Source organism: Aquabacterium sp. T101, from assembly GCF_057219775.1.
Genome location: NZ_JBXVVZ010000004.1, coordinates 296328 through 314527 on the forward strand (window position 1 = coordinate 296328; position 18200 = coordinate 314527).

22 protein-coding genes and 1 tRNA gene are annotated in these 18200 nt (G+C 74.8%); 10 read left to right on the forward strand and 13 right to left on the reverse strand.

Annotated features, from left to right (window positions below; all coding sequences use genetic code 11):
- The first annotated feature begins 32 nt into the window (after positions 1-32).
- The 5 genes from AC2EAQ_RS13025 to nagA are packed head-to-tail and all read left to right on the forward strand — an operon-like array spanning position 33 to position 4392.
- A complete protein-coding gene (locus AC2EAQ_RS13025) occupies positions 33-374 on the forward strand; it encodes a c-type cytochrome (RefSeq protein ID WP_484644586.1) in 342 nt (113 codons plus the stop codon).
- Positions 375-432: 58 nt separating this feature from the next.
- Positions 433-1338, forward strand: a complete 906-nt coding sequence (murQ, locus tag AC2EAQ_RS13030; RefSeq protein ID WP_484644588.1) for an N-acetylmuramic acid 6-phosphate etherase — start codon at positions 433-435, stop codon at positions 1336-1338.
- Entirely contained in the window at positions 1335-2255 is a 921-nt protein-coding gene (locus tag AC2EAQ_RS13035) for a S66 peptidase family protein (RefSeq protein WP_484644591.1), read from the forward strand. The genes murQ and AC2EAQ_RS13035 overlap by 4 nt, the downstream gene beginning before the upstream one ends.
- Positions 2252-3256: a M14 family metallopeptidase gene (locus AC2EAQ_RS13040; protein ID WP_484644593.1), complete on the forward strand. Its 1005-nt coding sequence runs from the start codon at positions 2252-2254 to the stop codon at positions 3254-3256. Before AC2EAQ_RS13035 ends, AC2EAQ_RS13040 begins: the two co-directional genes overlap by 4 nt.
- On the forward strand, positions 3253-4392 hold the full coding sequence (nagA, locus tag AC2EAQ_RS13045; protein ID WP_484644595.1) for an N-acetylglucosamine-6-phosphate deacetylase: 1140 nt from the start codon (positions 3253-3255) through the stop codon (positions 4390-4392). Before AC2EAQ_RS13040 ends, nagA begins: the two co-directional genes overlap by 4 nt.
- Here nagA and AC2EAQ_RS13050 read toward each other — a convergent pair.
- Positions 4389-4664, reverse strand: coding sequence for a DUF167 domain-containing protein (locus AC2EAQ_RS13050; RefSeq protein WP_484644597.1), 276 nt, complete (start codon positions 4662-4664; stop codon positions 4389-4391). The two genes, nagA and AC2EAQ_RS13050, sit on opposite strands and share 4 nt — an antisense overlap.
- A gap of 81 nt (positions 4665-4745) precedes the next feature.
- On the opposite strand from AC2EAQ_RS13050, the gene AC2EAQ_RS13055 reads away from it, so the two are divergent.
- The 3 genes from AC2EAQ_RS13055 (at position 4746) to AC2EAQ_RS13065 (ending at position 7227) form a co-directional block, all read left to right on the forward strand.
- A complete protein-coding gene (locus tag AC2EAQ_RS13055) occupies positions 4746-5501 on the forward strand; it encodes an oxygen-binding di-iron domain-containing protein (RefSeq protein ID WP_484644601.1) in 756 nt (251 codons plus the stop codon).
- Between the two features lie 113 nt (positions 5502-5614).
- A complete protein-coding gene (locus AC2EAQ_RS13060; protein ID WP_484644605.1) occupies positions 5615-5812 on the forward strand; it encodes an AtzG-like protein in 198 nt (65 codons plus the stop codon).
- Entirely contained in the window at positions 5809-7227 is a 1419-nt protein-coding gene (locus AC2EAQ_RS13065) for an AtzE family amidohydrolase (protein WP_484644607.1), read from the forward strand. The genes AC2EAQ_RS13060 and AC2EAQ_RS13065 overlap by 4 nt, the downstream gene beginning before the upstream one ends.
- Before the next feature lie 25 nt (positions 7228-7252).
- Here AC2EAQ_RS13065 and AC2EAQ_RS13070 read toward each other — a convergent pair.
- Positions 7253-7328, reverse strand: a tRNA-Arg gene (locus AC2EAQ_RS13070).
- Positions 7329-7460: 132 nt separating this feature from the next.
- Here AC2EAQ_RS13070 and AC2EAQ_RS13075 point away from each other — a divergent pair.
- Positions 7461-8342: a c-type cytochrome gene (locus tag AC2EAQ_RS13075; RefSeq protein ID WP_484644609.1), complete on the forward strand. Its 882-nt coding sequence runs from the start codon at positions 7461-7463 to the stop codon at positions 8340-8342.
- Positions 8343-8385: 43 nt separating this feature from the next.
- On the opposite strand, the gene AC2EAQ_RS13080 is transcribed toward AC2EAQ_RS13075, so the two are convergent.
- From AC2EAQ_RS13080 to AC2EAQ_RS13105, 6 genes are read right to left on the reverse strand one after another with little or no spacing between them, the layout of a single operon-like run.
- A complete protein-coding gene (locus AC2EAQ_RS13080) occupies positions 8386-8931 on the reverse strand; it encodes a DUF2946 family protein (protein ID WP_484644612.1) in 546 nt (181 codons plus the stop codon).
- Between the two features lie 15 nt (positions 8932-8946).
- Positions 8947-9936 (reverse strand): YheT family hydrolase, encoded by a 990-nt coding sequence (locus AC2EAQ_RS13085; RefSeq protein WP_484644614.1) that lies wholly within the window; start codon positions 9934-9936, stop codon positions 8947-8949.
- A complete protein-coding gene (locus tag AC2EAQ_RS13090) occupies positions 9936-10388 on the reverse strand; it encodes a YybH family protein (RefSeq protein ID WP_484644616.1) in 453 nt (150 codons plus the stop codon). The genes AC2EAQ_RS13085 and AC2EAQ_RS13090 overlap by 1 nt, the downstream gene beginning before the upstream one ends.
- A gap of 38 nt (positions 10389-10426) precedes the next feature.
- A complete protein-coding gene (locus tag AC2EAQ_RS13095) occupies positions 10427-12328 on the reverse strand; it encodes a PAS domain-containing sensor histidine kinase (RefSeq protein WP_484644619.1) in 1902 nt (633 codons plus the stop codon).
- Positions 12329-12338: 10 nt separating this feature from the next.
- Positions 12339-12560: a zinc-finger domain-containing protein gene (locus tag AC2EAQ_RS13100; RefSeq protein ID WP_484644621.1), complete on the reverse strand. Its 222-nt coding sequence runs from the start codon at positions 12558-12560 to the stop codon at positions 12339-12341.
- Positions 12560-13483, reverse strand: coding sequence for a branched-chain amino acid transaminase (locus AC2EAQ_RS13105; RefSeq protein ID WP_484644624.1), 924 nt, complete (start codon positions 13481-13483; stop codon positions 12560-12562). The genes AC2EAQ_RS13100 and AC2EAQ_RS13105 overlap by 1 nt, the downstream gene beginning before the upstream one ends.
- A 120-nt stretch (positions 13484-13603) precedes the next feature.
- On the opposite strand from AC2EAQ_RS13105, the gene AC2EAQ_RS13110 reads away from it, so the two are divergent.
- Positions 13604-14008: a PEP-CTERM sorting domain-containing protein gene (locus tag AC2EAQ_RS13110; protein ID WP_484644628.1), complete on the forward strand. Its 405-nt coding sequence runs from the start codon at positions 13604-13606 to the stop codon at positions 14006-14008.
- Here AC2EAQ_RS13110 and AC2EAQ_RS13115 read toward each other — a convergent pair.
- From AC2EAQ_RS13115 to alr, 5 genes are read right to left on the reverse strand one after another with little or no spacing between them, the layout of a single operon-like run.
- Complete coding sequence (locus AC2EAQ_RS13115) at positions 13983-14402, reverse strand: hypothetical protein (protein ID WP_484644630.1); 420 nt, start codon at positions 14400-14402, stop codon at positions 13983-13985. The genes AC2EAQ_RS13110 and AC2EAQ_RS13115 overlap by 26 nt on opposite strands.
- 3 nt (positions 14403-14405) lie before the next feature.
- Positions 14406-15767 (reverse strand): DNA repair protein RadA, encoded by a 1362-nt coding sequence (radA, locus tag AC2EAQ_RS13120; protein WP_484644633.1) that lies wholly within the window; start codon positions 15765-15767, stop codon positions 14406-14408.
- Positions 15768-15804: 37 nt separating this feature from the next.
- The gene (gene arfB, locus AC2EAQ_RS13125) at positions 15805-16215 is read right to left on the reverse strand and encodes an alternative ribosome rescue aminoacyl-tRNA hydrolase ArfB (RefSeq protein WP_484644636.1); all 411 of its coding nucleotides are present in this window, start codon (positions 16213-16215) and stop codon (positions 15805-15807) included.
- On the reverse strand, positions 16212-16988 hold the full coding sequence (locus AC2EAQ_RS13130) for a hypothetical protein (RefSeq protein ID WP_484644638.1): 777 nt from the start codon (positions 16986-16988) through the stop codon (positions 16212-16214). Before AC2EAQ_RS13130 ends, arfB begins: the two co-directional genes overlap by 4 nt.
- Positions 16985-18094, reverse strand: a complete 1110-nt coding sequence (alr, locus tag AC2EAQ_RS13135) for an alanine racemase (protein ID WP_484644640.1) — start codon at positions 18092-18094, stop codon at positions 16985-16987. The genes AC2EAQ_RS13130 and alr overlap by 4 nt, the downstream gene beginning before the upstream one ends.
- Positions 18095-18200: the final 106 nt, after the last annotated feature.

An 18200-nucleotide genomic window follows, 5' to 3' on the forward strand; every position in this document is an offset into this window, starting at 1 on the left:
CCGGTCGCCGGCCGCCGTGGTCAGATCGGCTCATGCCCCTGACCCGCGGGCCTTCGGGCCGGACTTGCCTGGCCGCCCTCGTGGCGGCCTTCGTCATGCTGGGCGGCAGCCTGCCGGCGCGAGCCGACGCCCAGCTCGCGGCCGACAAGGGCTGCCTCGGCTGCCACTCCAACCGCACGCCGAAGAAGAACGTGGCCACCTTCGCGCAGCTGGCCGAGCGCTATGCGCCGCTGAAGGCGCAGCCCGACGCCCTGCGCGACCGCGCCGAGAAGCTGCGCACGGGCGCCATCGCCGACCATGTCAACGCGCACGAGCGGCTGAGCGCCGAGGACTCGGCCCGCCTCGTGCAGTGGCTGGCCGACGGCGCGCCCTGAATCCCGGCCGCGGCATCCGGTCACGACCGGCGCGCGCGGTTTGCGGCAGGATGCGCCCATGCGTGACGAGCCGCCGACTCCCGGGACCGAGAACGCCGACGCGCGCCACCCGCGGCTGGACCGCTACGCCACGCCCGATCTCGTGGCGGCCTTCGTCGACGACCAGGCGCTGGCCGCCGCCGCCGTGCGCGCCGCGGTGCCCGACATCGCGCGCGCGGTGGACGCCGCGCTGCCGCGCCTGCGCGCCGGCGGGCGCCTGATCTACGTCGGCGCCGGCACCAGCGGGCGCCTGGGCGTGCTCGACGCGGTGGAGCTGGGCCCCACCTTCGGCTGGCCGGCCGAGCGCGCGCGCGCGCTGATGGCCGGCGGCGACCCGGCGATGTACGTGGCGGTGGAAGGCGCCGAGGACGACGCGTCGCAGGCCGCCGAGGACCTGCACCGCCTGGGCCCGGCCGAGCACGACGTGGTGATCTGCGTGGCCGCATCGGGCCGCACGCCCTACGTGCTGGGCGCGCTGCAGCATGCGCGGGCCTGCGGCGCACTGACCATCGGCATCGCCAGCAACCCCGGCTCGCCGCTGGCCGCCGCGGCCGAGGTGGGCATCACGCTGGACACGGGCGCCGAGGTGATCTCGGGCTCCACCCGGCTGAAGGCCGGCACGGCGCAGAAGATCGCGCTCAACACGCTGAGCAGCGCGCTGATGGTGCGGCTGCACAAGGTGTTCGGCAACCTGATGGTGGACCTGCGCGCGAGCAACGCCAAGCTGATCGCGCGCGCCGAGCGCCTGACCGTGCTGGCCACCGGCTGCACCCCCGAGCGCGCGCGCGACGTGCTCGCGCAGTGCGGCTGGCACGTCAAGACCGCCATCGTCGCGATCGACCGCGACGTGGACGTGGCGCAGGCCGCGCGGCTGCTCGACGCCGCCGACGGCGACACCTGGGCCGTGCTGTCGGCACCGCGATGAGCCTGCCGACGCAACGCCACCTGCGCGCGGGCGACCTCGTGGGCATCGTCGCGCCCTCGGGGCCGGCGGCGCCGGGCCAGGCCGACCGCGTGCCTGCGCTGCTGGCGCGCCACGGCCTGCGCGCGCGGCTGTTTCCCGGCTGCCACGCGACGCATCCGCACCACGACTTCCTGGCCGCGCCCGACGCGCAGCGCAGCGCCGACCTGCACGCCGCCTTCGCCGACGCCGAGGTGCAGGCGGTGTGGTGCCTGCGCGGCGGCCACGGCAGCCTGCGCCTGCTGCCCGCCATCGACCCCGACGTGCTGCGCGCGGCGGCGCACAAGCCCTTTCTCGGCTACAGCGACGCCACCGCGCTGCACGCGCTGCGCGACCGCGCCGGCCTGCCGGGCTGGCACGCGCCGATGCCCGCGTCGGACCTGCTCGACGACGCGGCGCGCGACGATGCCGACGCGCTGTTCGCCAGCCTGATGCAGCCGCTGCCGCGCGGCACGGTGCTGGCGCCCGCGCTCGCCGCCGACGCGTGGCGCGTGCCGGGCACCGCGCGTGGGCGCCTCGTCGGCGGCAACCTGTGCCTGCTGGCGGCGCTGCAGGGCACGCCGTGGGCGCCCGACCTGCGCGGCGCGCTGCTGTTCCTGGAGGACATCGACGAGCCGCCCTACCGCGTGGACCGGCTGCTGCTGCAGCTGCGCCTGGCCGGCGCGCTCGATGCGGCGGCGGGCTTCGTGGTGGGCCGCTTCAGCGGCGCGGCCGACGCAGGCCCCGTGCTGCGTGAGCACCTGCAGGCCACCGGCCGGCCGGTGCTGGCCGGCTGGCCCGCCGGCCACGGGCGGCCGAACCGCCCGCTGCCGCTGGGCGTGCAGGCCACGCTCGACGCGGCGGCCGGCACGCTGACGCTGGAGCAGGACGTGCTGCAATGACGTCTTCCACCGTGCCGACGACACCGATGCTTCAAGCCCACCACTACGCCGGCCTCGAACCCGGCCCGCGCCTGATCGTGCTCGGCGCCGTGCATGGCAACGAGACCTGCGGCACGCGCGCGATCGAGCGCGTGCGCGTCGAACTCGACGCCGGGCGCTGGCAGGTGCGGCGCGGCGCGCTGACCCTGGTGCCGGTGGCCAACCCGCTGGCCTATGCGCAGGGCACCCGCATGGGGCAGCGCAACCTCAACCGCCGCCTGCTGCCCAGCGCCGCGCCGCGCGAGTTCGAGGACCGCATCGCCAACCTGCTGTGCCCGTGGCTCGCGGCGCACGACGTGCTGCTCGACCTGCATTCCTTCCGCGGCCGCGGCGAGCCCTTCATCCTGCGCGGCCCGGCCGACAACGACGGCCCGCTGGAGCCTTTCGCGCACGCAGCGGCCGAGGCGCGCCTGGCCGCGCACCTGGGCCCGACGCGCGTCGTCGACGGCTGGATGACGGCCTACGCCGCCGGCGTGGCGCGGCGCCGCGCGCGCGGCGTGCCCGCCGGCGAGGGCGGCGAGGACGGCGACGCGAGCTACGGCATCGGCACCACCGAGTACATGCGCTCGCAGGGCGGCTACGGCGTCACGCTGGAATGCGGCAGCCACGACGACCCCGCCGCGCCGGACGTCGGCCACCGCGCCATCCACCAGGCGGTGGCGCTGCTCGGCCTGGCGCCGCTGCCGCTGGCGCCACCGGCGCGCCGCTTCGAGCGGCTGCAGCTGGCCACGGTGGTCGACCGCGACGACGCGCGCGACCGCTTCGTGCGCCCCTGGGCCAGCTTCGACGCGGTGGCCGCCGGCGAGCCGGTGGCCGAGCGCGCCGACGGCAGCGTCTGGCGCGCGCCGCGCGCCGGCCGCATCGTGTTCCCCGACGAATCGGCGCTGCCGGGGCACGAGTGGTTCTACTTCGCCGAGCCCAGCCCGCGGCCGCTGCACGCCGCGGGGCGCCAGCGCCCGTGAGCGCCGCGCGACGCGTCGTCGAAGGCCTCGTGGTCGCGCCCGGGGGCGTGCTGCGCGGCCGCATCGTGGTCGACGGCGAGCGGATCGCGGCGGTGGAGGGCACACCGCTGCCCGGCGACGCCTGGCGCGACGCCGCGCTGCCGCTGGTGCTGCCCGGATTCGTCGACCTGCATGTGCACGGCGGCGGCGGCGCCGACACGATGCAGGCCGCCGACGATCCGGCGGCGCTGGACGTGGTGGCGCGCACGCACCGGCGCCACGGCACCACCGCGCTGCTGGCCACCACGATGACCGCACCGTTGGCGCGCGTGCGCGCCGCGCTGGCCGGCATCGCGCCGGCCTGCCGCGCGCGCACGCCCGGGGCCGCGCGCGTGCTCGGCGTGCATCTGGAAGGCCCCTACATCAGCCCGGACCGGCTCGGCGCGCAGCCGCCGCAGGCCGTGCTGCCGTCGGCCGACGAGATCCTCGCGCTGCAGGCGATCGCGCCGCTGCGCGTGGTGACGCTGGCGCCGGAACTGCCCGGCGCGATGGAGGCGATCGTCGCGCTGGTGGCCGCGGGCATCCGGGTGCAGCTCGGCCACGGCAATGCCAGCTACGAGCAGGCCTGCGCCGCGCTGGCGCAGGGCGCGGCCGGCTTCACGCACCTGTTCAACGCGATGAGCGGGCTGCACCACCGCGCGCCGGGCATGGCTGGCGCGGCGCTGGCGCACGCCGAGCGCGCCGAGCTGATCCCCGACCTGCTGCACGTGCACCCGGGCGCGGTGCGTGCGGCGCTGCGCGCGATCCCCGGCCTGTACTGCGTCACCGACTCCACCGCCGCCGCGTCGATGCCTGACGGCGAGTACTGGCTCGGCGGCCAGCGCGTGCAGCGCTGCCTGGGCGCGGTGCGCCTGGCCGACGGCACGCTGGCCGGCAGCACGCTCACCATGGACGAGGCGCTGCGCAACCTCGTCGGCCCGCTGGCACTGCCGCTGCCCGACGCGGTGCGCCGCGTGTCCACCCATGCCGCGCAGCACCTCGGTCTCGCCGACCGCGGCGCCCTCGTGCCCGGCGCCTGGGCCGACCTCGTGGTGCTCGACACCGCGCTGCAACTGCACGATGTGATCTGCGAAGGCGAGTCCGGCGACCTGCGCTAGTCGTCCAACTCCACCCGCTTCAGGCGCGAACTGGCGCCCGTGCGGATCCGCACCTGCGCCCGGCGCAGGCCGAAATGGCCGGCCAGCGCGCGCACCACGGCGTCGTTGGCCGCACCGTCCACCGGCGGCGCGGTCACCTCCACCAGCCAGGTGCCGTCGGGCTGCTCGGTCACCGCGTTGCGCCGCGCGCCGGGCTTGACCTTGACGCCGATCACGCGCACCGCGGCACCTCCGCCCGGCGTGAACCATTGCACAGCGCGCGCGCGGCGCACGCGCCCGCCTTGCGCCGCCGCAAGCGTCCGCCGGCCGGGGCTCGACACACTGCGGCGCGACCATCACCCCGGAGTGCCGCCATGCCGCTGACCCTGTACGACGCCGACGGCCACCGCTGCCTGATGTTCAGCGACATGGGCGAGCGGCGCGACGCCGTGCAGGCCAACCAGTTCCTGATCGTCGACGACGGCACCGGGGCCGTGCTCGAGCCCGGCGGCAACCTCGCGTACAACGACCTGTTCGTCGGCATGACGAAGCATTTTGCGCCGCACAGGCTGTCGGCGATCCTCGCCTCGCACGCCGACCCGGACATCATCGCCGCGCTCGACCGCTGGATGACCGCCACCGAGGCGCCGGTCTACATCTCGAAGGTGTGGGAGCGCTTCATCCCCCACTTCTGCAAGCCGGGCAAGACCGAGGGCCGCGTCATCGGCATCCCCGACGCCGGCCTGCGCATCCGCGTCGGCCGCCACGACATCGTGGCGCTGCCGGCGCACTTCCTGCACGCCGAGGGCAACTTCCACTTCTGGGACCCGGCCAGCCGGATCCTGTTCACCGGCGACCTGGGCGTGTCCATCGGCGTGGACCCCACGCGCATCGCCACCGAGCTGGCGCCGATGCTGCCGGCGATGGAAGGCTTCCACCGCCGCTACATGGTCAGCCGCAAGATCCTGCGCCTGTGGGCCCGGATGGTGCGCCCGCTGCCCATCGAGATGATCGTGCCCCAGCACGGCGCGCCGCTGGCCGGTGCGGCGGTGGGCCAGTTCATCGACTGGGTCGAGCAGCTCGAGTGCGGCGTCGACCTGTTCGGCGAGCGCGACTACGCCCTGATCTGAGCGGCAGCGGCGCGCCGCGGGCCGCGGCGGCGGCCCGTCGCTGGCACGCGTCGTGCTCCGGTCCGGTGCATGGATTCCCTCGCACCAAACCGGCCCACTGACGCGGGGATGCCGTGGCTGCGCTGACCCCGGCCCAGGCCGAAGCCTGGCTCGACGCCGCGGCGGCGGCGCTGGACCTGCCGGTGGCGCCGGAGCACCGGCCCGGCGTGCTGCGCTACCTGGTGCTGGCGTCGGGCTTCGCCGCCGAACTGGAGGCGCTGCCGCTGTCGCCGCACGACGACAGCGCGGTCAACTTCGTGCCCGACCGATGAGTGCCGGCGCGCAGGTCGACGCCGCGGCGCTGCTCGCGCGCGACGCGGCCTCCGTGGCGTCGGCGGTGCGTGCCGGCAGCGTCGGCGTGGCCGCGCTGGTGCGTGCCAGCCTGGAACGCATCGCCGTCACTGACGGCCGCGTCAATGCCTTCACCGACGTGCTGGCCGAGCGCGCGCTGGCGCGCGCCGCCGCGCTGGACGCGCAGGGCGCGGCGCTGCGCCACCTGCCGCTGGCCGGCGTGCCCTTCGCGGTGAAGAACCTGTTCGACGTGCGCGGGCTGCGCACGCTGGCGGGCTCGAAGATCGAGCGCGACAGCGCCCCGGCCGCGCGCGACGCGCTGCTGGTGCAGCGCCTGGAGGCCGCGGGCGCGGTACTGGTGGGCGCGCTCAACATGGACGAGTACGCGTACGGCTTCACCACCGAGAACTCGCACGAGGGCCCGACGCGCAACCCGCACGACACGACGCGCATCGCCGGCGGCTCGTCCGGCGGCTCGGGCGCGGCGGTGGCCGCCGGCCAGGTGCCGCTGACGCTGGGCTCGGACACCAATGGCTCGATCCGCGTGCCGGCGTCGTTGTGCGGCGTGTTCGGCCTCAAGCCCACCTTCGGCCGGCTGCCGCGCACCGGCAGCTACCCGTTCGTCTCCAGCCTCGACCATCTCGGCCCGTTCGCCCGCTCGGCGGCGGACCTCGCCCTGGCCTACGACGCGATGCAGGGCCACGACGCCGGCGACCCGGGCTGCGTGCCGCGGCCGGCCGAGCCCGTGGCGCCGGCGCTGGACGCGGGTTCGCGCGGGCTGCGCGTGGCCGTGCTCGGCGGGCACTTCGAGCGCTGGGCCACGCCGGCGGCGCGGGCCGCGGTGCAGGCGGTGGCCGACGCGCTGGGCGCGCGCGAGCGCGTGGTGTTCGAGCATGCGGCGGTGGCGCGCGCGGCGGCGTTCCTGGTGACCAATGCCGAGGGCGGCGCGCTGCACCTGCCCGACCTGCGGCGCCGGGCGCACGACTTCGAACCGCTGTCGCGCGACCGCTTCATCGCCGGGGCGCTGCTGCCCGCGGCCTGGGTGGCGCGCGCGCAGCGGGCGCGCCGCGTCGCCGCGCTGGAAGCCGCGCGGCTGTTCGAGCACCACGACCTGCTGCTGGCGCCGGCCACGCCCTGCGCCGCCACGCCGATCGGCGCCGAGTGGCTCGAGCTGGACGGGCAGCGCCTGCCGTTGCGCGCCAGCATGGGCCTGCTGACGCAGCCGCTGTCGAGCATCGGGCTGCCCGTGTGCACCGTGCCGGTGTGGGGGGCCGACCCGGCACTGCCGATCGGCGTGCAGATCGTGGCCGCGCCCTGGCGCGAGGATCTCGTGCTGCGGGCGGCCTCCGCGCTGGAGGCCACGGGCGTGGTGCGGGCGCCGGTGGCGGCGCCGTGACACTGGCCGGACAACGCCCGGCCCATGGCGCGCCCGGCTGGAATCGAACCAGCGGCCCTTGGCTTCGGAGGCCAATACTCTATCCACTGAGCTACGGGCGCGAGGGGGCGATTCTAGCGGGCGGGCCGGGGTGGCCCCGGGGGGCGCGGGACCCCTCGCTATAATCCGACGCCCCACGCGTGCCCCGGCACGCTTCGTTTTTTCTGCCCCCGCGCACCCGACACGAGACGCCCATGAGCCAAGCTCACGACGACCACGACCTGCCGCACGAAGGCCCGATCAAGACGCCCAAGCAGCTCATCTGGGCCGTCACGCTGTCCTTCGTGGTGCCCATCATCGCGATCATCCTGCTCGTCAAGTTCGTCACGGCGGACAAGAAGCCCGCGGCCGGCAGCGACGGCCTGTCGGCCGAGGCGGTGGCGCAGCGCATCCAGCCGGTGGGCCGGGTGGAGATCAAGGACGCGTCCGACCCGTCGTCGCTGAAGACCGGCGAGCAGGTCTATGCCGCTCAGTGCGTGGCCTGCCATGCCAGCGGCGCGGCGGGCGCGCCCAAGCTCGGCGACGCCGCGGCCTGGGGCCCGCGCATCAAGACCGGCTACGAGGCGCTGCTGACCTCGGCCCTCAAGGGCAAGGGCAGCATGGGCGCGCAAGGCGGCGGCGACTTCAGCGACGTGGAGATCGGCCGCGCGGTGGTCTACCTCGCCAACCAGTCCGGCGCCAAGTTCGACGAACCCAAGCTGCCTGCGGCCGCAGGCGCGGCCGCTGCGGCGGCCCCGGCGGCGACCGCCGCCCCGGCGCCCGCGCCGGCTGCCGCTCCGGCGGCGCCTGCCGCGGCCGTGACCGCCGCGGCCCCGGCGGCAGCTGCCGCGCCGGCCGGCACCGCCCCGGCGCTGTACGGCCAGGCCTGCCTGGCCTGCCATGCGGCCGGCGTGGCCGGTGCGCCGAAGCTGGGCGACAAGGCCGCCTGGGCGCCGCGCCTGGCCGCCGGCGTCGACGGCCTGACCGCCAGCGTCATCAAGGGCAAGGGCGCGATGCCGCCCAAGGGCGGCGCGATGGCGGCGTCGGACGCCGACATCAAGGCCGTCGTCGCCTACATGGTGAGCACGGTCAAGTAGCCCCGGCCGCGGTCCTGACGAGCCGGCCCGCGGGCCGGCTTTTTCATGGGCGCGTCGTGCGTGCCGCGTGCGCCGCCGCGGGGCTGAGCACATGGCCGAAGCGCGCGGCCATGTCGGCGAAGCGGATCGGCTCGGGTTGCCACAGCCCGGCGTCCACCGCGCGCGCGGCGTCCACCATGTCCTGGCTGTGCACCAGGCCCAGGCCGATGTCGGTGTGCAGGAACAGCCGGTCGTGTTGGTCGATCCAGGCCGAGATCACTTGCGCGGGATGGCCGGCATGGCTGGCCACCGACAGGTCGTGCGGCGCGATGCGCCAGACGTGCGGCGCGGCTTCCAGCTCCACCCACACGCGCTGCGGCCCGTTCTGGAAGAACCAGGCGCCGTCGTCGGCGCGCGCGTAGTTGCGCCCGATGAAGGCGCGCAGCTTGTCGTGGTCGATGCGACTGCCCTTGACGCGCGGGAAGGGCCCTGCCGCCTGCACGCGGTCGTCGCGCATGTACCAGTCGCCGCGCGCGTCGAGCGCCAGCCAGCCGTGGCAGTCCGGCACGTGGGGCCACTTGCGCAGCGCGGCTTCGACGATCGGGTCCATGGCCGCGATGCTGGGCTAGCCGGCGGCGTGGCGCAACCAGCCGAGCACGGCGCGCGGCATCGTCTGCACGTGGCCCGGCGGCGCGCCGCCGGGAAAGCCCACGTGGCCGCCGTGCGCGGGCTGCCACAGCGTGACATGCGGCCCCACCTCGGCCTGCGACGGCAGGCTCCAGGCCGGCACGAACGGGTCGTTGCGCGCGTTGAGCACCAGCGCCGGGATGCGGATGCGGTGCAGGTGCGGCTTGGCCGACGCGCGCGCCCAGTAGTCCTCCGTGTCGCGGAAGCCGTGCAGCGGCGCGGTGAACAGGTTGTCGAACTCGTACAGGTCGCGCACGGCGCGCATGCGCTCGGCGTCGAACAGGCCGGGGTGGCGCTGCAGGCGTTCCAGCGCGCGTGGCTTCATCGTGGCCAGGAACATGCGGGTGTAGGTCAGGCGCGAGAAGCCTTGACCGATGGCCCGCCCGCCCGCGGCCAGGTCGATCGGCGAGCAGATGGCCGCCACCGCGGCGGCCGTGCGCGCGGCGCTGTCGCCGGCTTCCTGCGCCCAGCGCAGCAGCGCGTTGCCGCCGAGCGAGACGCCGGCCACGCGCAGCGGCGCCGCGGCGCGCTCGCGCAGCCGGCCGAGGATCCAGCCGATCTCCTCGTAGTCGCCGGAGTGGTAGGCCCGCGGCGCCAGGTTCAGCTCGCCCGAGCAGCCGCGGAAGTGCGGCACGGCGTAGTGCATCCCCGCGGCGGCGGCCTCGCGCGCGAAGCCCTCGGCGTACTGGCTGCGCGACGAGCCCTCCAGGCCGTGGAACAGCACCAGCCAGGGCGCGTCCGGTCGCGCCGCGCGCTGGAAGTCCACGTCGATGAAGTCGCCGTCGGGGGTGGTCCAGCGCTCGCGCTCGTACACCGGCGCGGGGCCGGAGAAGCGGCGCGACACCAGCGCCGGCCAGATCGTCTGCGCATGGCCGCCCGGCAGCCAGGCCGGCGCGCGGTAGCGCAGGGCGGGCGCGGGGCCCTGCATCAGTGCAGCGTGGACGGCGCCTCGGCGACCGCCTCCTGAGGCTCGCGCAGCGAGCCCGGGCTGCCGTGGTGCAGCACCAGGCGCCAGCCCAGCGCGGTCTTGAAGTACACGTTGGTGGCCAGCACCCAGGCCGTCTGGGGGCCCTCGGCGGTGGCGATGTCCACGCGCTCGATCACGTGGTGCACGGAGGCGCTGCCGGCCTCGACCCGCTGCACCTTGTGCGGCCGCACCGGGATCGCGCCGTTGGCGAAGATCGCCTCGAAGCTCGCGCGCACCGCGGCATGGCCGACGACGCGCGGCCCGCCGGGATGCACGCAGGCCACCTCGTCGTCGTCGGACCACAGCGCCATCAGGCGCTCGATGTCGCCGCTGGCCAGCGCCTCGTAGAACTGCGCCTCGACGTCGTCGGCCGAGGCCAGCAGGGCGGCGGTGCGGGCTTTGGCTTGCGACATGCGAGCGATTGTAGGGACGCGGCCCGCTGCCGCGCCGCTCAGGCCGCGGGCAGCAGCAGGCTGAACACGGAGCCTTCGCCCTCGCGGCTGCGCACATCGATGCGGCCGCCCATCGACAGCGCCAGCGAGCGCGACACCGCCAGACCGATGCCGGTGCCCTCGATCGTGCTGGCCTGGTGCGCGCCGCGCTGGAACGGCTCGAACAGCCGGCGCAGATGCTCGTCGGCGATGCCCACGCCGGTGTCGGTGACGTCCAGCCGCAGCAGCGGCCCCTCGATGCGTGCCGACAGCGTGACGCTGCCGCCCGGCCGGTTGTACTTGACCGCGTTGGACAGCAGGTTCAGCAGCACCTGCTTGAGCCGCGTGCGGTCGGCCTGCACGCGGTGCGTGGCGTCGAGGTGGCTGTGCACCCGCAGCCCGGCCGCGTCGGCCTGGGCCTGCACCAGCGCCAGGCTCTCCTGCTGTGCCGGCAGCAGCGCCACGGCCTCGATCTGCAGCGCGAGCTGACCGGACTCGATGCGGGTCAGGTCCAGCAGGTCGCCGATCATCGACAGCAGGTGCTCGCCGGCATCGCGGATCAGGCGCACGTGGCGCCGGTGCGGGTCGGCCAGCGCCGGCTCGCGCGCCATCTCCAGCAGCTGCGAGAAGCCGAGCACGGCGTTCAGCGGCGTGCGCAGCTCGTGGCTCATGCGCGACAGGAACTCGGTCTTGGCGCGGCTGGCGGCCTCGGCCGCGGCCTTGTCGCGCGACGCGGCCTCGAGCTCGCGCAGGTCCGTCACGTCGGCCATGTAGCCGAACCACGAGGTGGAGCCGTCGGGCTCGCGGCGCGGCGAGGACGTGCCGAGGATCCAGCGCACCTGGCCGTCGCGACGGCGCACCGGGAACTCGCTGCGCCACGGCGTGCCGTGTTCGGCCGACAGCGCGATCTGGGCCGACACGCGCTCGCGGTGGGCCGGGTCCACCAGCCGGAACAGCTGCGCCGCGTCGCCCGTGAGCGCGTCGTGCGGCACGCCGAACAGCGCCTCGCAGCGCTCGCTCACGTAGGGGAACCAGCCGCGCTCGCCGTCGGCGCTGAGCATGAACTGGTACAGCACGCCGGGCACGTTGCGCGCGATCAGCTCCAGGCGCTGCGTCGCCGACGAGGCGCTGGCCTCCAGCTTGCGCTGCAGCGTCACATCGGTCTGCGTGCCGAGCATGCGCCGCGGCGAACCGTCCACGGCGCGCTCGACGATGCGCCCGCGCTCGTGGATCCAGCGCCATGAGCCGTCGGCTGCCAGCGCGCGGTAGGTGTGCTCGTAGTGCGGGGTCTCGCCGCGTGCGTGGCGAAGGTAGGCGGCGTCGTTGGCGTCCAGGTCGTCGGGGTGGATCAGCCGGTTCCAGCTCGCCTGCGTCGGGCGGAAGGCGTCGGCCGCATAGCCGAGCATCGCGTAGCCCTCGTCGATGTCGGCCAGCTCGTCGGTGATCGGGTCCCACTCCCAGACGAAGGTGCCGGCGCCGCGCAGCGCGGCCTTGATCGTCTCGGCCTGGGCCCGCGCCGGGTGGTCGCTGCCGCGCCGCACCAGTGTCACCAGGGCCGCGGCGGTGGCGCACAGCGGCTCGAAGTCGTTGAGCCGGTCGCCCGGCGCGCCCTGCACGCACAGCACGCCCACGCGCTCGGCCAGGTGGTCCAGCGGCAGCCACCAGTGGCCGTCGGCCTCGAAGCCTGCCGTGGCGGTGGCGGCACGCGCCTGCGCCGCGGCGGTGGACGGCGGCGGCGGCGCCGACTCGAGCCAGGCGACGCTGCCGTCGTCGGCGCGCCAGCCCAGCGCCGCGGCGCGTCCGGCCGCCACCACGTGGCGGCGCAGCAGCACCAGCGACTTCAGCGAGTCGCCGCGCGAGGCCTGATGCAACAGCGCCCGATGCGCGAGCGCGGTCCAGTCGGGCGCGCTCGGTGCGTTCAAGGGCAGGGGGTCAGTGGCCGCTGCGCACTGCGCCGCCGGCCAGGCGGTAGTGCGTGCCGCAGTAGGGGCAGCGCGCCTCGCCGGTCGTGGCCACGTCCAGGAAGACGCGCGGATGGTTGCTCCACAGCGCCATCTTCGGGTTCGGGCAGAACACGACGCCGGGGCCGTGCAGGTCGGAGGCCTGCACGACGACGGTGTCGCGGGCGGCGGAGGTGGGGGTGTCGGTAGCCATCAGACGCGGTCCAGCCATTCGGCGTACTTGGGGTTGCGGCCGTTGACGATGTCGAAGAAGGCGGCCTGGATCTTCTCGGTGATCGGCCCGCGCGAGCCGCGGCCGATCTCCACGCGGTCGAGTTCGCGGATCGGCGTCACCTCGGCCGCGGTGCCGGTGAAGAAGGCCTCGTCGGCGATGTAGACCTCGTCGCGCGTGATGCGCTTTTCCACCAGCCTCAGGCCCAGGTCGGCGCAGATGTGGGTCACGGTGTTGCGCGTGATGCCGTTGAGCGCGCCGGCCGACAGGTCGGGCGTGTAGACCACCCCGCCCTTGATGACGAACAGGTTCTCGCCCGCGCCCTCGCTGACGAAGCCCGACGGGTCCAGCAGCAGGGCCTCGTCGTAGCCGTCGTCGGTGGCTTCCATGTTGGCCAGGATCGAGTTGGTGTAGTTCGACACCGCCTTGGCCTGCGTCATCGTGATGTTGACGTGGTGGCGCGTGTAGCTCGAGGTCTTGACGCGGATGCCGCGCTTGAGGCCTTCCTCGCCGAGGTAGGCGCCCCAGGACCAGGCCGCCACCATCAGGTGGATGGTGTTGCCCTTGGGCGAGACGCCCAGCCGCTCGGAGCCGATCCAGGTCAGCGGCCGGATGTAACAGCTTTCCAGACCGTTGGCCTTCACCACCGCGCGCTGCGCCGCCATCACCTCGTCGACGGTGAAGGGGATCTTCATGCGCAGGATCTTGGCGCTGTTGAACAGGCGTTCGGTGTGCTCGCGCAGCCGGAAGATCGCCGTGCCGCCCTGCGCGTTGTAAGCGCGCACTCCCTCGAAAGCGCCGCAGCCGTAATGCAGGGTGTGCGACAGGACATGGATCTTGGCGTCGCGCCAGTCGACGAGCTGGCCGTCCATCCAGATCTTTCCGTCGCGGTCGTGCATCGACATGGGTCACTCCAGGGCAGGGCAGGGAGGCTGAATTCTAGGGGCCGTGCAGGGCCGACCCCCGGTTCGCGGGGGGGTGCAACCCCACACACGTCTTGTCACAGGTTCAGAATCGTTTTCCCCATGAACACGACCCTCGCCCGCCTTGCTGCGGCCACCGCGCTGGCCTTGGTGCCCGGCTTCGCCGCGGCCCAGGTGACGGGGTCGTTCGACTGCATCGCCCGGGCCGAGGCGCCCTGCGCGCCGGGTGTGTCGTTCGCCGCCATCGCGGCCGCCGCCGCCGACCCGTCCGAGGGGCTGCCGGCGGTGGACCTGCTGCGCGCGCCCACCTTCGAGGCCGCGGGCGGCGGTGTGCCGCTGGCGCTGTCCACCGGCACCGCGCCGGCGCTGATGGCCATGCCGGCCGCCGCCGTGGCCGGTGCCGCCGAGGTGGCGCTGCCGTCGTCGGTGCCCGAGCCGAGCGCCTACGTCCTGATGCTCGCCGGCCTGGCTGCGCTGGGCTTCATGGCGCGTCGCCGCCGGGGCTGACCGCATCCGCGTCGGCGCGGCCTTCCGGCCGCAGCAGCTGCCACCGGCTGCAGCGGCCGTTGTCCAGCACCACCTCCACCGACACGTCGCCGGCATCGGTCCAGACGAAGGTCTCGGGCGCGTCGGCGGTCTTGCGGCCCAGGCTGCCGGCCAGCCGGATCACGTCGGCCAGCGGCATGCCGGCGCGCACCTTCGAGTGCAGCATCACGGCGCTGTTCACGTGCCCGATCGGCGCCTGCGCCGCCTGGCGCAGCAGCCGCACCGTGCGGCTGAACTGCAGCAGCAGCCAGAACGTGATGACGGTCAGCGCGAGCACGATGCCCTTCCAGCCGTAGCTCCACCATCCCGCCGCCAGCGCCGCCAGCGCCAGCAGCCATCCCACGCGCGCATCCATCGGCTACAGCCCCCTCACCACGTCCATCGCCTCGTCCACCCGGTCGACCGCATGCACGGTCAGCCCCTCGATCGGCCGCTTGGGGGCGTTGGCCTTGGGCACCAGCGCCACCGAGAAGCCGAGCTTGGCGGCTTCCTTCAGCCGCTCCTGCCCGCGCGGCGCGGGCCGCACCTCGCCGGCCAGCCCGACCTCGCCGAAGGCGAAGAAGCCGCGCGGCAACGGCCGGCCGCGCAGGCTGCCCTGGATGGCCAGCATCACCGCCAGGTCGGCCGCCGGCTCGCTGATGCGCACGCCGCCCACCGCGTTGACGAACACGTCCTGGTCCAGGCAGGCCACGCCTGCATGGCGGTGCAGCACCGCCAGCAGCATCGCCAGCCGGTCGCGGTCCAGGCCCACCGACAGGCGCCGCGGGCTCGGGCCGCCGCTGTCCACCAGGGCCTGCACCTCCACCAGCAGCGGTCGCGTGCCTTCCAGCGTGACCAGCACGCAGGCGCCGGGCACCGGCTCGCCATGGGTGGACAGGAAGATGGCGCTCGGGTTGCTCACGCCCTTGAGGCCACGCTCGGTCATCGCGAACACGCCGATCTCGTTGACCGCGCCGAAGCGGTTCTTGATGGCGCGCACGAGGCGGAAGCTCGAATGCGTGTCGCCCTCGAAGTACAGCACCGTGTCGACGATGTGCTCCAGCACGCGCGGGCCAGCCAGCGAACCTTCCTTGGTGACATGGCCCACCAGCACGATGGCGATGCCGCGCGCCTTGGCCGTGCGCGTGAGCTGCGCGGCGCACTCGCGCACCTGCGCCACCGAGCCCGGCGCGGAGGTGAGCTGGTCGGAGTAGAGCGTCTGGATCGAGTCGATGACGCAGAAGGCCGGCGCCTCGGCCTCCAGCGTGGCGAGGATCTTCTCGAGCTGGATCTCCGCCAGCACCCGCACCTTGGAGCCATCCAGGCCGAGGCGGCGCGCGCGCAGCGCGGTCTGGGCGCCGCTCTCCTCGCCGCTGACGTACAGCACCGGCATGCGCTGCGACAGCGCATCGGCCGCCTGCAGCAGCAGCGTGCTTTTGCCGATGCCGGGGTCGCCGCCGATCAGCACCACGCCACCGGGCACGATGCCGCCGCCGAGCACGCGGTCGAGCTCGTCCTGGCCCGTGGGCGTGCGCATCACGTCGCTGGCCTCGATCTCGGCCAGCGTGGCCACCGGCGCGCTTTTGGCCAGGGCCTGGAAGCGGTGCCGCGCGCCGCCCTGCGCCTCGGCCACACCCTCGACCAGCGTGTTCCACGCGCCGCAGCCCGGGCACTTGCCGAGCCATTTCGGGCTGGTGGTGCCGCACTCGCTGCAGGTGAACTCGGTCTTGTCGCGCGCCATGCGGGGCATTGTCGCTGGCGCCGCCGGGCCCGGCGGGTCAGTCGCCGGGACGGCCGCGCAGCGCCTTGACGCCCGAGCGGATCGCCTTGCCCTGCAGGCGGCGCTCCTTCGAGGCGCGCGTGGGCTTCGTGGCGCGGCGCACGCGCGGCGGCCGGGCCACCGACTGCACCAGCGCCTCCAGGCGCGCCAGCGCGTCGGCGCGGTTCATCTCCAGGCTGCGGTGCACCTGCGACTTGATCACCACCACGCCCTCGTCGGTGAGACGCGAGTCGCCCAGCGCCAACAGGCGCGCCTTCACGTCCTCGGGCAGCGACGAGGCGCGCACGTCGAAGCGCAGGTGCGCCGCGCTCGACACCTTGTTGACGTTCTGCCCGCCCGCGCCCTGCGCGCGCACCGCGGTGAAGCTCACTTCGGCCGGACGCACCAGGGGCGACCGCGACGCCGTCACCGCGGCGCTTCCGTGCGGATCTGCTGCAGGGCCTGCGGCAGGCTGCGCGCCGAGGGCATCCACAGGTCGATCGCCAGGCCGATCGCCACCAGGACCGCCAGGGCCACCGCGGCGGCGACGCGCGTGCGGGCCCAGGCCGCGGCCAGCCAGCCTTCGCGTCCCGCCTTGTAGGCCAGCGCTCCGGCCGCCGAAGCCAGCGCGATCTCCACCGCCACGGCCAGCAGCACCTCCACGCCAAACAGCCCGAACACCACGAAGCCCAGGGCGGTGCCGACGGCGACCGCCACGCCGACCACCACGGCCAGCGGCACCAGCACCAACGCCAGCTCGTCGGCTGCACCGAGCGCCTCGAGTGCGGGGCCGGCCGCGTCCGCGGCCGCCTCGGCGGCGGACGAGGGCAGCTCCGGCGCGTCGAACCCGCCACCACCGCCGCCACCCCCGAAGTCGCCGCCTTCGCCGGAGCGCATCGTCGGCGCCTCGTGCTTCGAGCCGCCGCCCCCGCCGCCGCCCAGGTCGCCCGGCGAGTCGCCTTCGTCTCGGGACAGCAGCCAGCGGGCCCAGAGATAGAGCAGCACCAGCAGGGTGGCATAGGCGGCACCGAAGGCCATCGCATAGCGCGCTGCCAGCGAGTCCACGCCGGCGTTCATCAGCAACCCTGACGTCGCCCAGGCGGTCGCCAGCGTCAGCAGGCCGATCAGCGTGCAATGCAGGCGCAGCCATCGACGCGAGATCAGGTCCGCGCGGACGGCCCGCGCGACGGCATGGTCCGTCATGTACCGACCGTGCGCACCGGCACCCGCGGCGCCAGCGCGCACATCAGCTCGTAGCCGAGCGTGCCCGCGGCCTGGGCCACTTCGTCGATCGCCAGCCGCGTGCCATGCGGGCCCTCGCCCCACAGCGTGACCTCGCTGCCCACGCCGGCCTGCGGCGCCACGCTCAGGTCCAGCGTCAGCATGTCCATGCTGACCCGGCCGACGGTGCGCGTGCGCAGGCCGTCCACCAGCACCGGCGTGCCGGTGGGCGCCAGGCGCGGGTAGCCGTCGGCATAGCCGCAGGCGGCGATGCCGATGCGCATCGGCGCGTCGGCGGTGAACGCGCTGCCGTAACCCACGCGGTCGCCGGCCGCCAGGTGCTGCACCGCGATCAGCCGCGTGCGCAGCGTCATCGTCGGGCGCAGCTGCCAGTGGGCGATGTCGTGCTGGGGGAAGTCCGGCGCGCTGCCGTAGACCATGATGCCCGGGCGCACCCAGTCGCCGGCCACGCGGGGCAGGCGGTGGCGCAGCGTGGCGGCGCTGTTGGCCAGGCTGCGCTCGCCGGGCAGGCCCGCCGTGGCGGTGTCGAACGCCGCCAGCGCGGCGTCGATGCCACGGCCGCTGGCCGGGTCGGCGTCGGCATCGGCGAAGTGGGTCATCAGCGAGATCTCGCCCACCTGCGGCAGCGCGTCCAGCCGCGCCCAGGCGGCACGGAAGGCCTCGGGCCGGAAGCCCAGGCGGTTCATGCCGCTGTTGAGCTTGAGGAACACGCGGTGCGGCAGCTGGGTCTTGTGCGCGGCCAGCCAGTCGATCTGCTCGCTGCAGTGCACCGTGTGCCACAGGTCCAGGCGCGAGCACAGCTCCAGGTCGCGCGGCTCGAACACGCCCTCGAGCAGCAGCACCGGGCCGCGCCAGCCCAGCGCGCGCACGCGCTCGGCCTCGGCCAGGTCGAGCAGCGCGAAGCCGTCGGCGCCGCGCAGGCCGTCGAAGGCGCGCTCGATGCCGTGGCCATAGGCGTTGGCCTTGACCACGGCCCAGACGCGGGCGTCCGGCGCGCAGTCGCGCACCCGTGCCAGGTTGTGCAGGAAGGCGTCGCTGTGGATCAGCGCTTCGATCGGGCGAGGCATCGTGCCATTTTGCCGTGCGGAGCCCGTGCTATAACCCGGCGCGCCTTGCTTGACCGGGGCGCCTGCCCGTTCCGGGCTGCACACGGAGACACGTCGTTGCGCCGCG

Bases quoted from the DNA above. Each gene is read 5' to 3' on its own strand.
- AC2EAQ_RS13025 (WP_484644586.1), top strand. From the start codon at position 33: ATGCCCCTGACCCGCGGGCCTTCGGGCCGGACTTGCCTGGCCGCCCTC.
- murQ (WP_484644588.1), top strand. From the start codon at position 433: ATGCGTGACGAGCCGCCGACTCCCGGGACCGAGAACGCCGACGCGCGC.
- AC2EAQ_RS13035 (WP_484644591.1), top strand. From the start codon at position 1,335: ATGAGCCTGCCGACGCAACGCCACCTGCGCGCGGGCGACCTCGTGGGC.
- AC2EAQ_RS13040 (WP_484644593.1), top strand. From the start codon at position 2,252: ATGACGTCTTCCACCGTGCCGACGACACCGATGCTTCAAGCCCACCAC.
- AC2EAQ_RS13055 (WP_484644601.1), top strand. From the start codon at position 4,746: ATGCCGCTGACCCTGTACGACGCCGACGGCCACCGCTGCCTGATGTTC.
- AC2EAQ_RS13065 (WP_484644607.1), top strand. From the start codon at position 5,809: ATGAGTGCCGGCGCGCAGGTCGACGCCGCGGCGCTGCTCGCGCGCGAC.
- AC2EAQ_RS13075 (WP_484644609.1), top strand. From the start codon at position 7,461: ATGAGCCAAGCTCACGACGACCACGACCTGCCGCACGAAGGCCCGATC.
- AC2EAQ_RS13080 (WP_484644612.1), bottom strand. From the start codon at position 8,931: ATGGACCCGATCGTCGAAGCCGCGCTGCGCAAGTGGCCCCACGTGCCG.
- AC2EAQ_RS13085 (WP_484644614.1), bottom strand. From the start codon at position 9,936: ATGCAGGGCCCCGCGCCCGCCCTGCGCTACCGCGCGCCGGCCTGGCTG.
- AC2EAQ_RS13090 (WP_484644616.1), bottom strand. From the start codon at position 10,388: ATGTCGCAAGCCAAAGCCCGCACCGCCGCCCTGCTGGCCTCGGCCGAC.
- AC2EAQ_RS13100 (WP_484644621.1), bottom strand. From the start codon at position 12,560: ATGGCTACCGACACCCCCACCTCCGCCGCCCGCGACACCGTCGTCGTG.
- AC2EAQ_RS13105 (WP_484644624.1), bottom strand. From the start codon at position 13,483: ATGTCGATGCACGACCGCGACGGAAAGATCTGGATGGACGGCCAGCTC.
- AC2EAQ_RS13110 (WP_484644628.1), top strand. From the start codon at position 13,604: ATGAACACGACCCTCGCCCGCCTTGCTGCGGCCACCGCGCTGGCCTTG.
- AC2EAQ_RS13115 (WP_484644630.1), bottom strand. From the start codon at position 14,402: ATGGATGCGCGCGTGGGATGGCTGCTGGCGCTGGCGGCGCTGGCGGCG.
- radA (WP_484644633.1), bottom strand. From the start codon at position 15,767: ATGGCGCGCGACAAGACCGAGTTCACCTGCAGCGAGTGCGGCACCACC.
- AC2EAQ_RS13130 (WP_484644638.1), bottom strand. From the start codon at position 16,988: ATGACGGACCATGCCGTCGCGCGGGCCGTCCGCGCGGACCTGATCTCG.
- alr (WP_484644640.1), bottom strand. From the start codon at position 18,094: ATGCCTCGCCCGATCGAAGCGCTGATCCACAGCGACGCCTTCCTGCAC.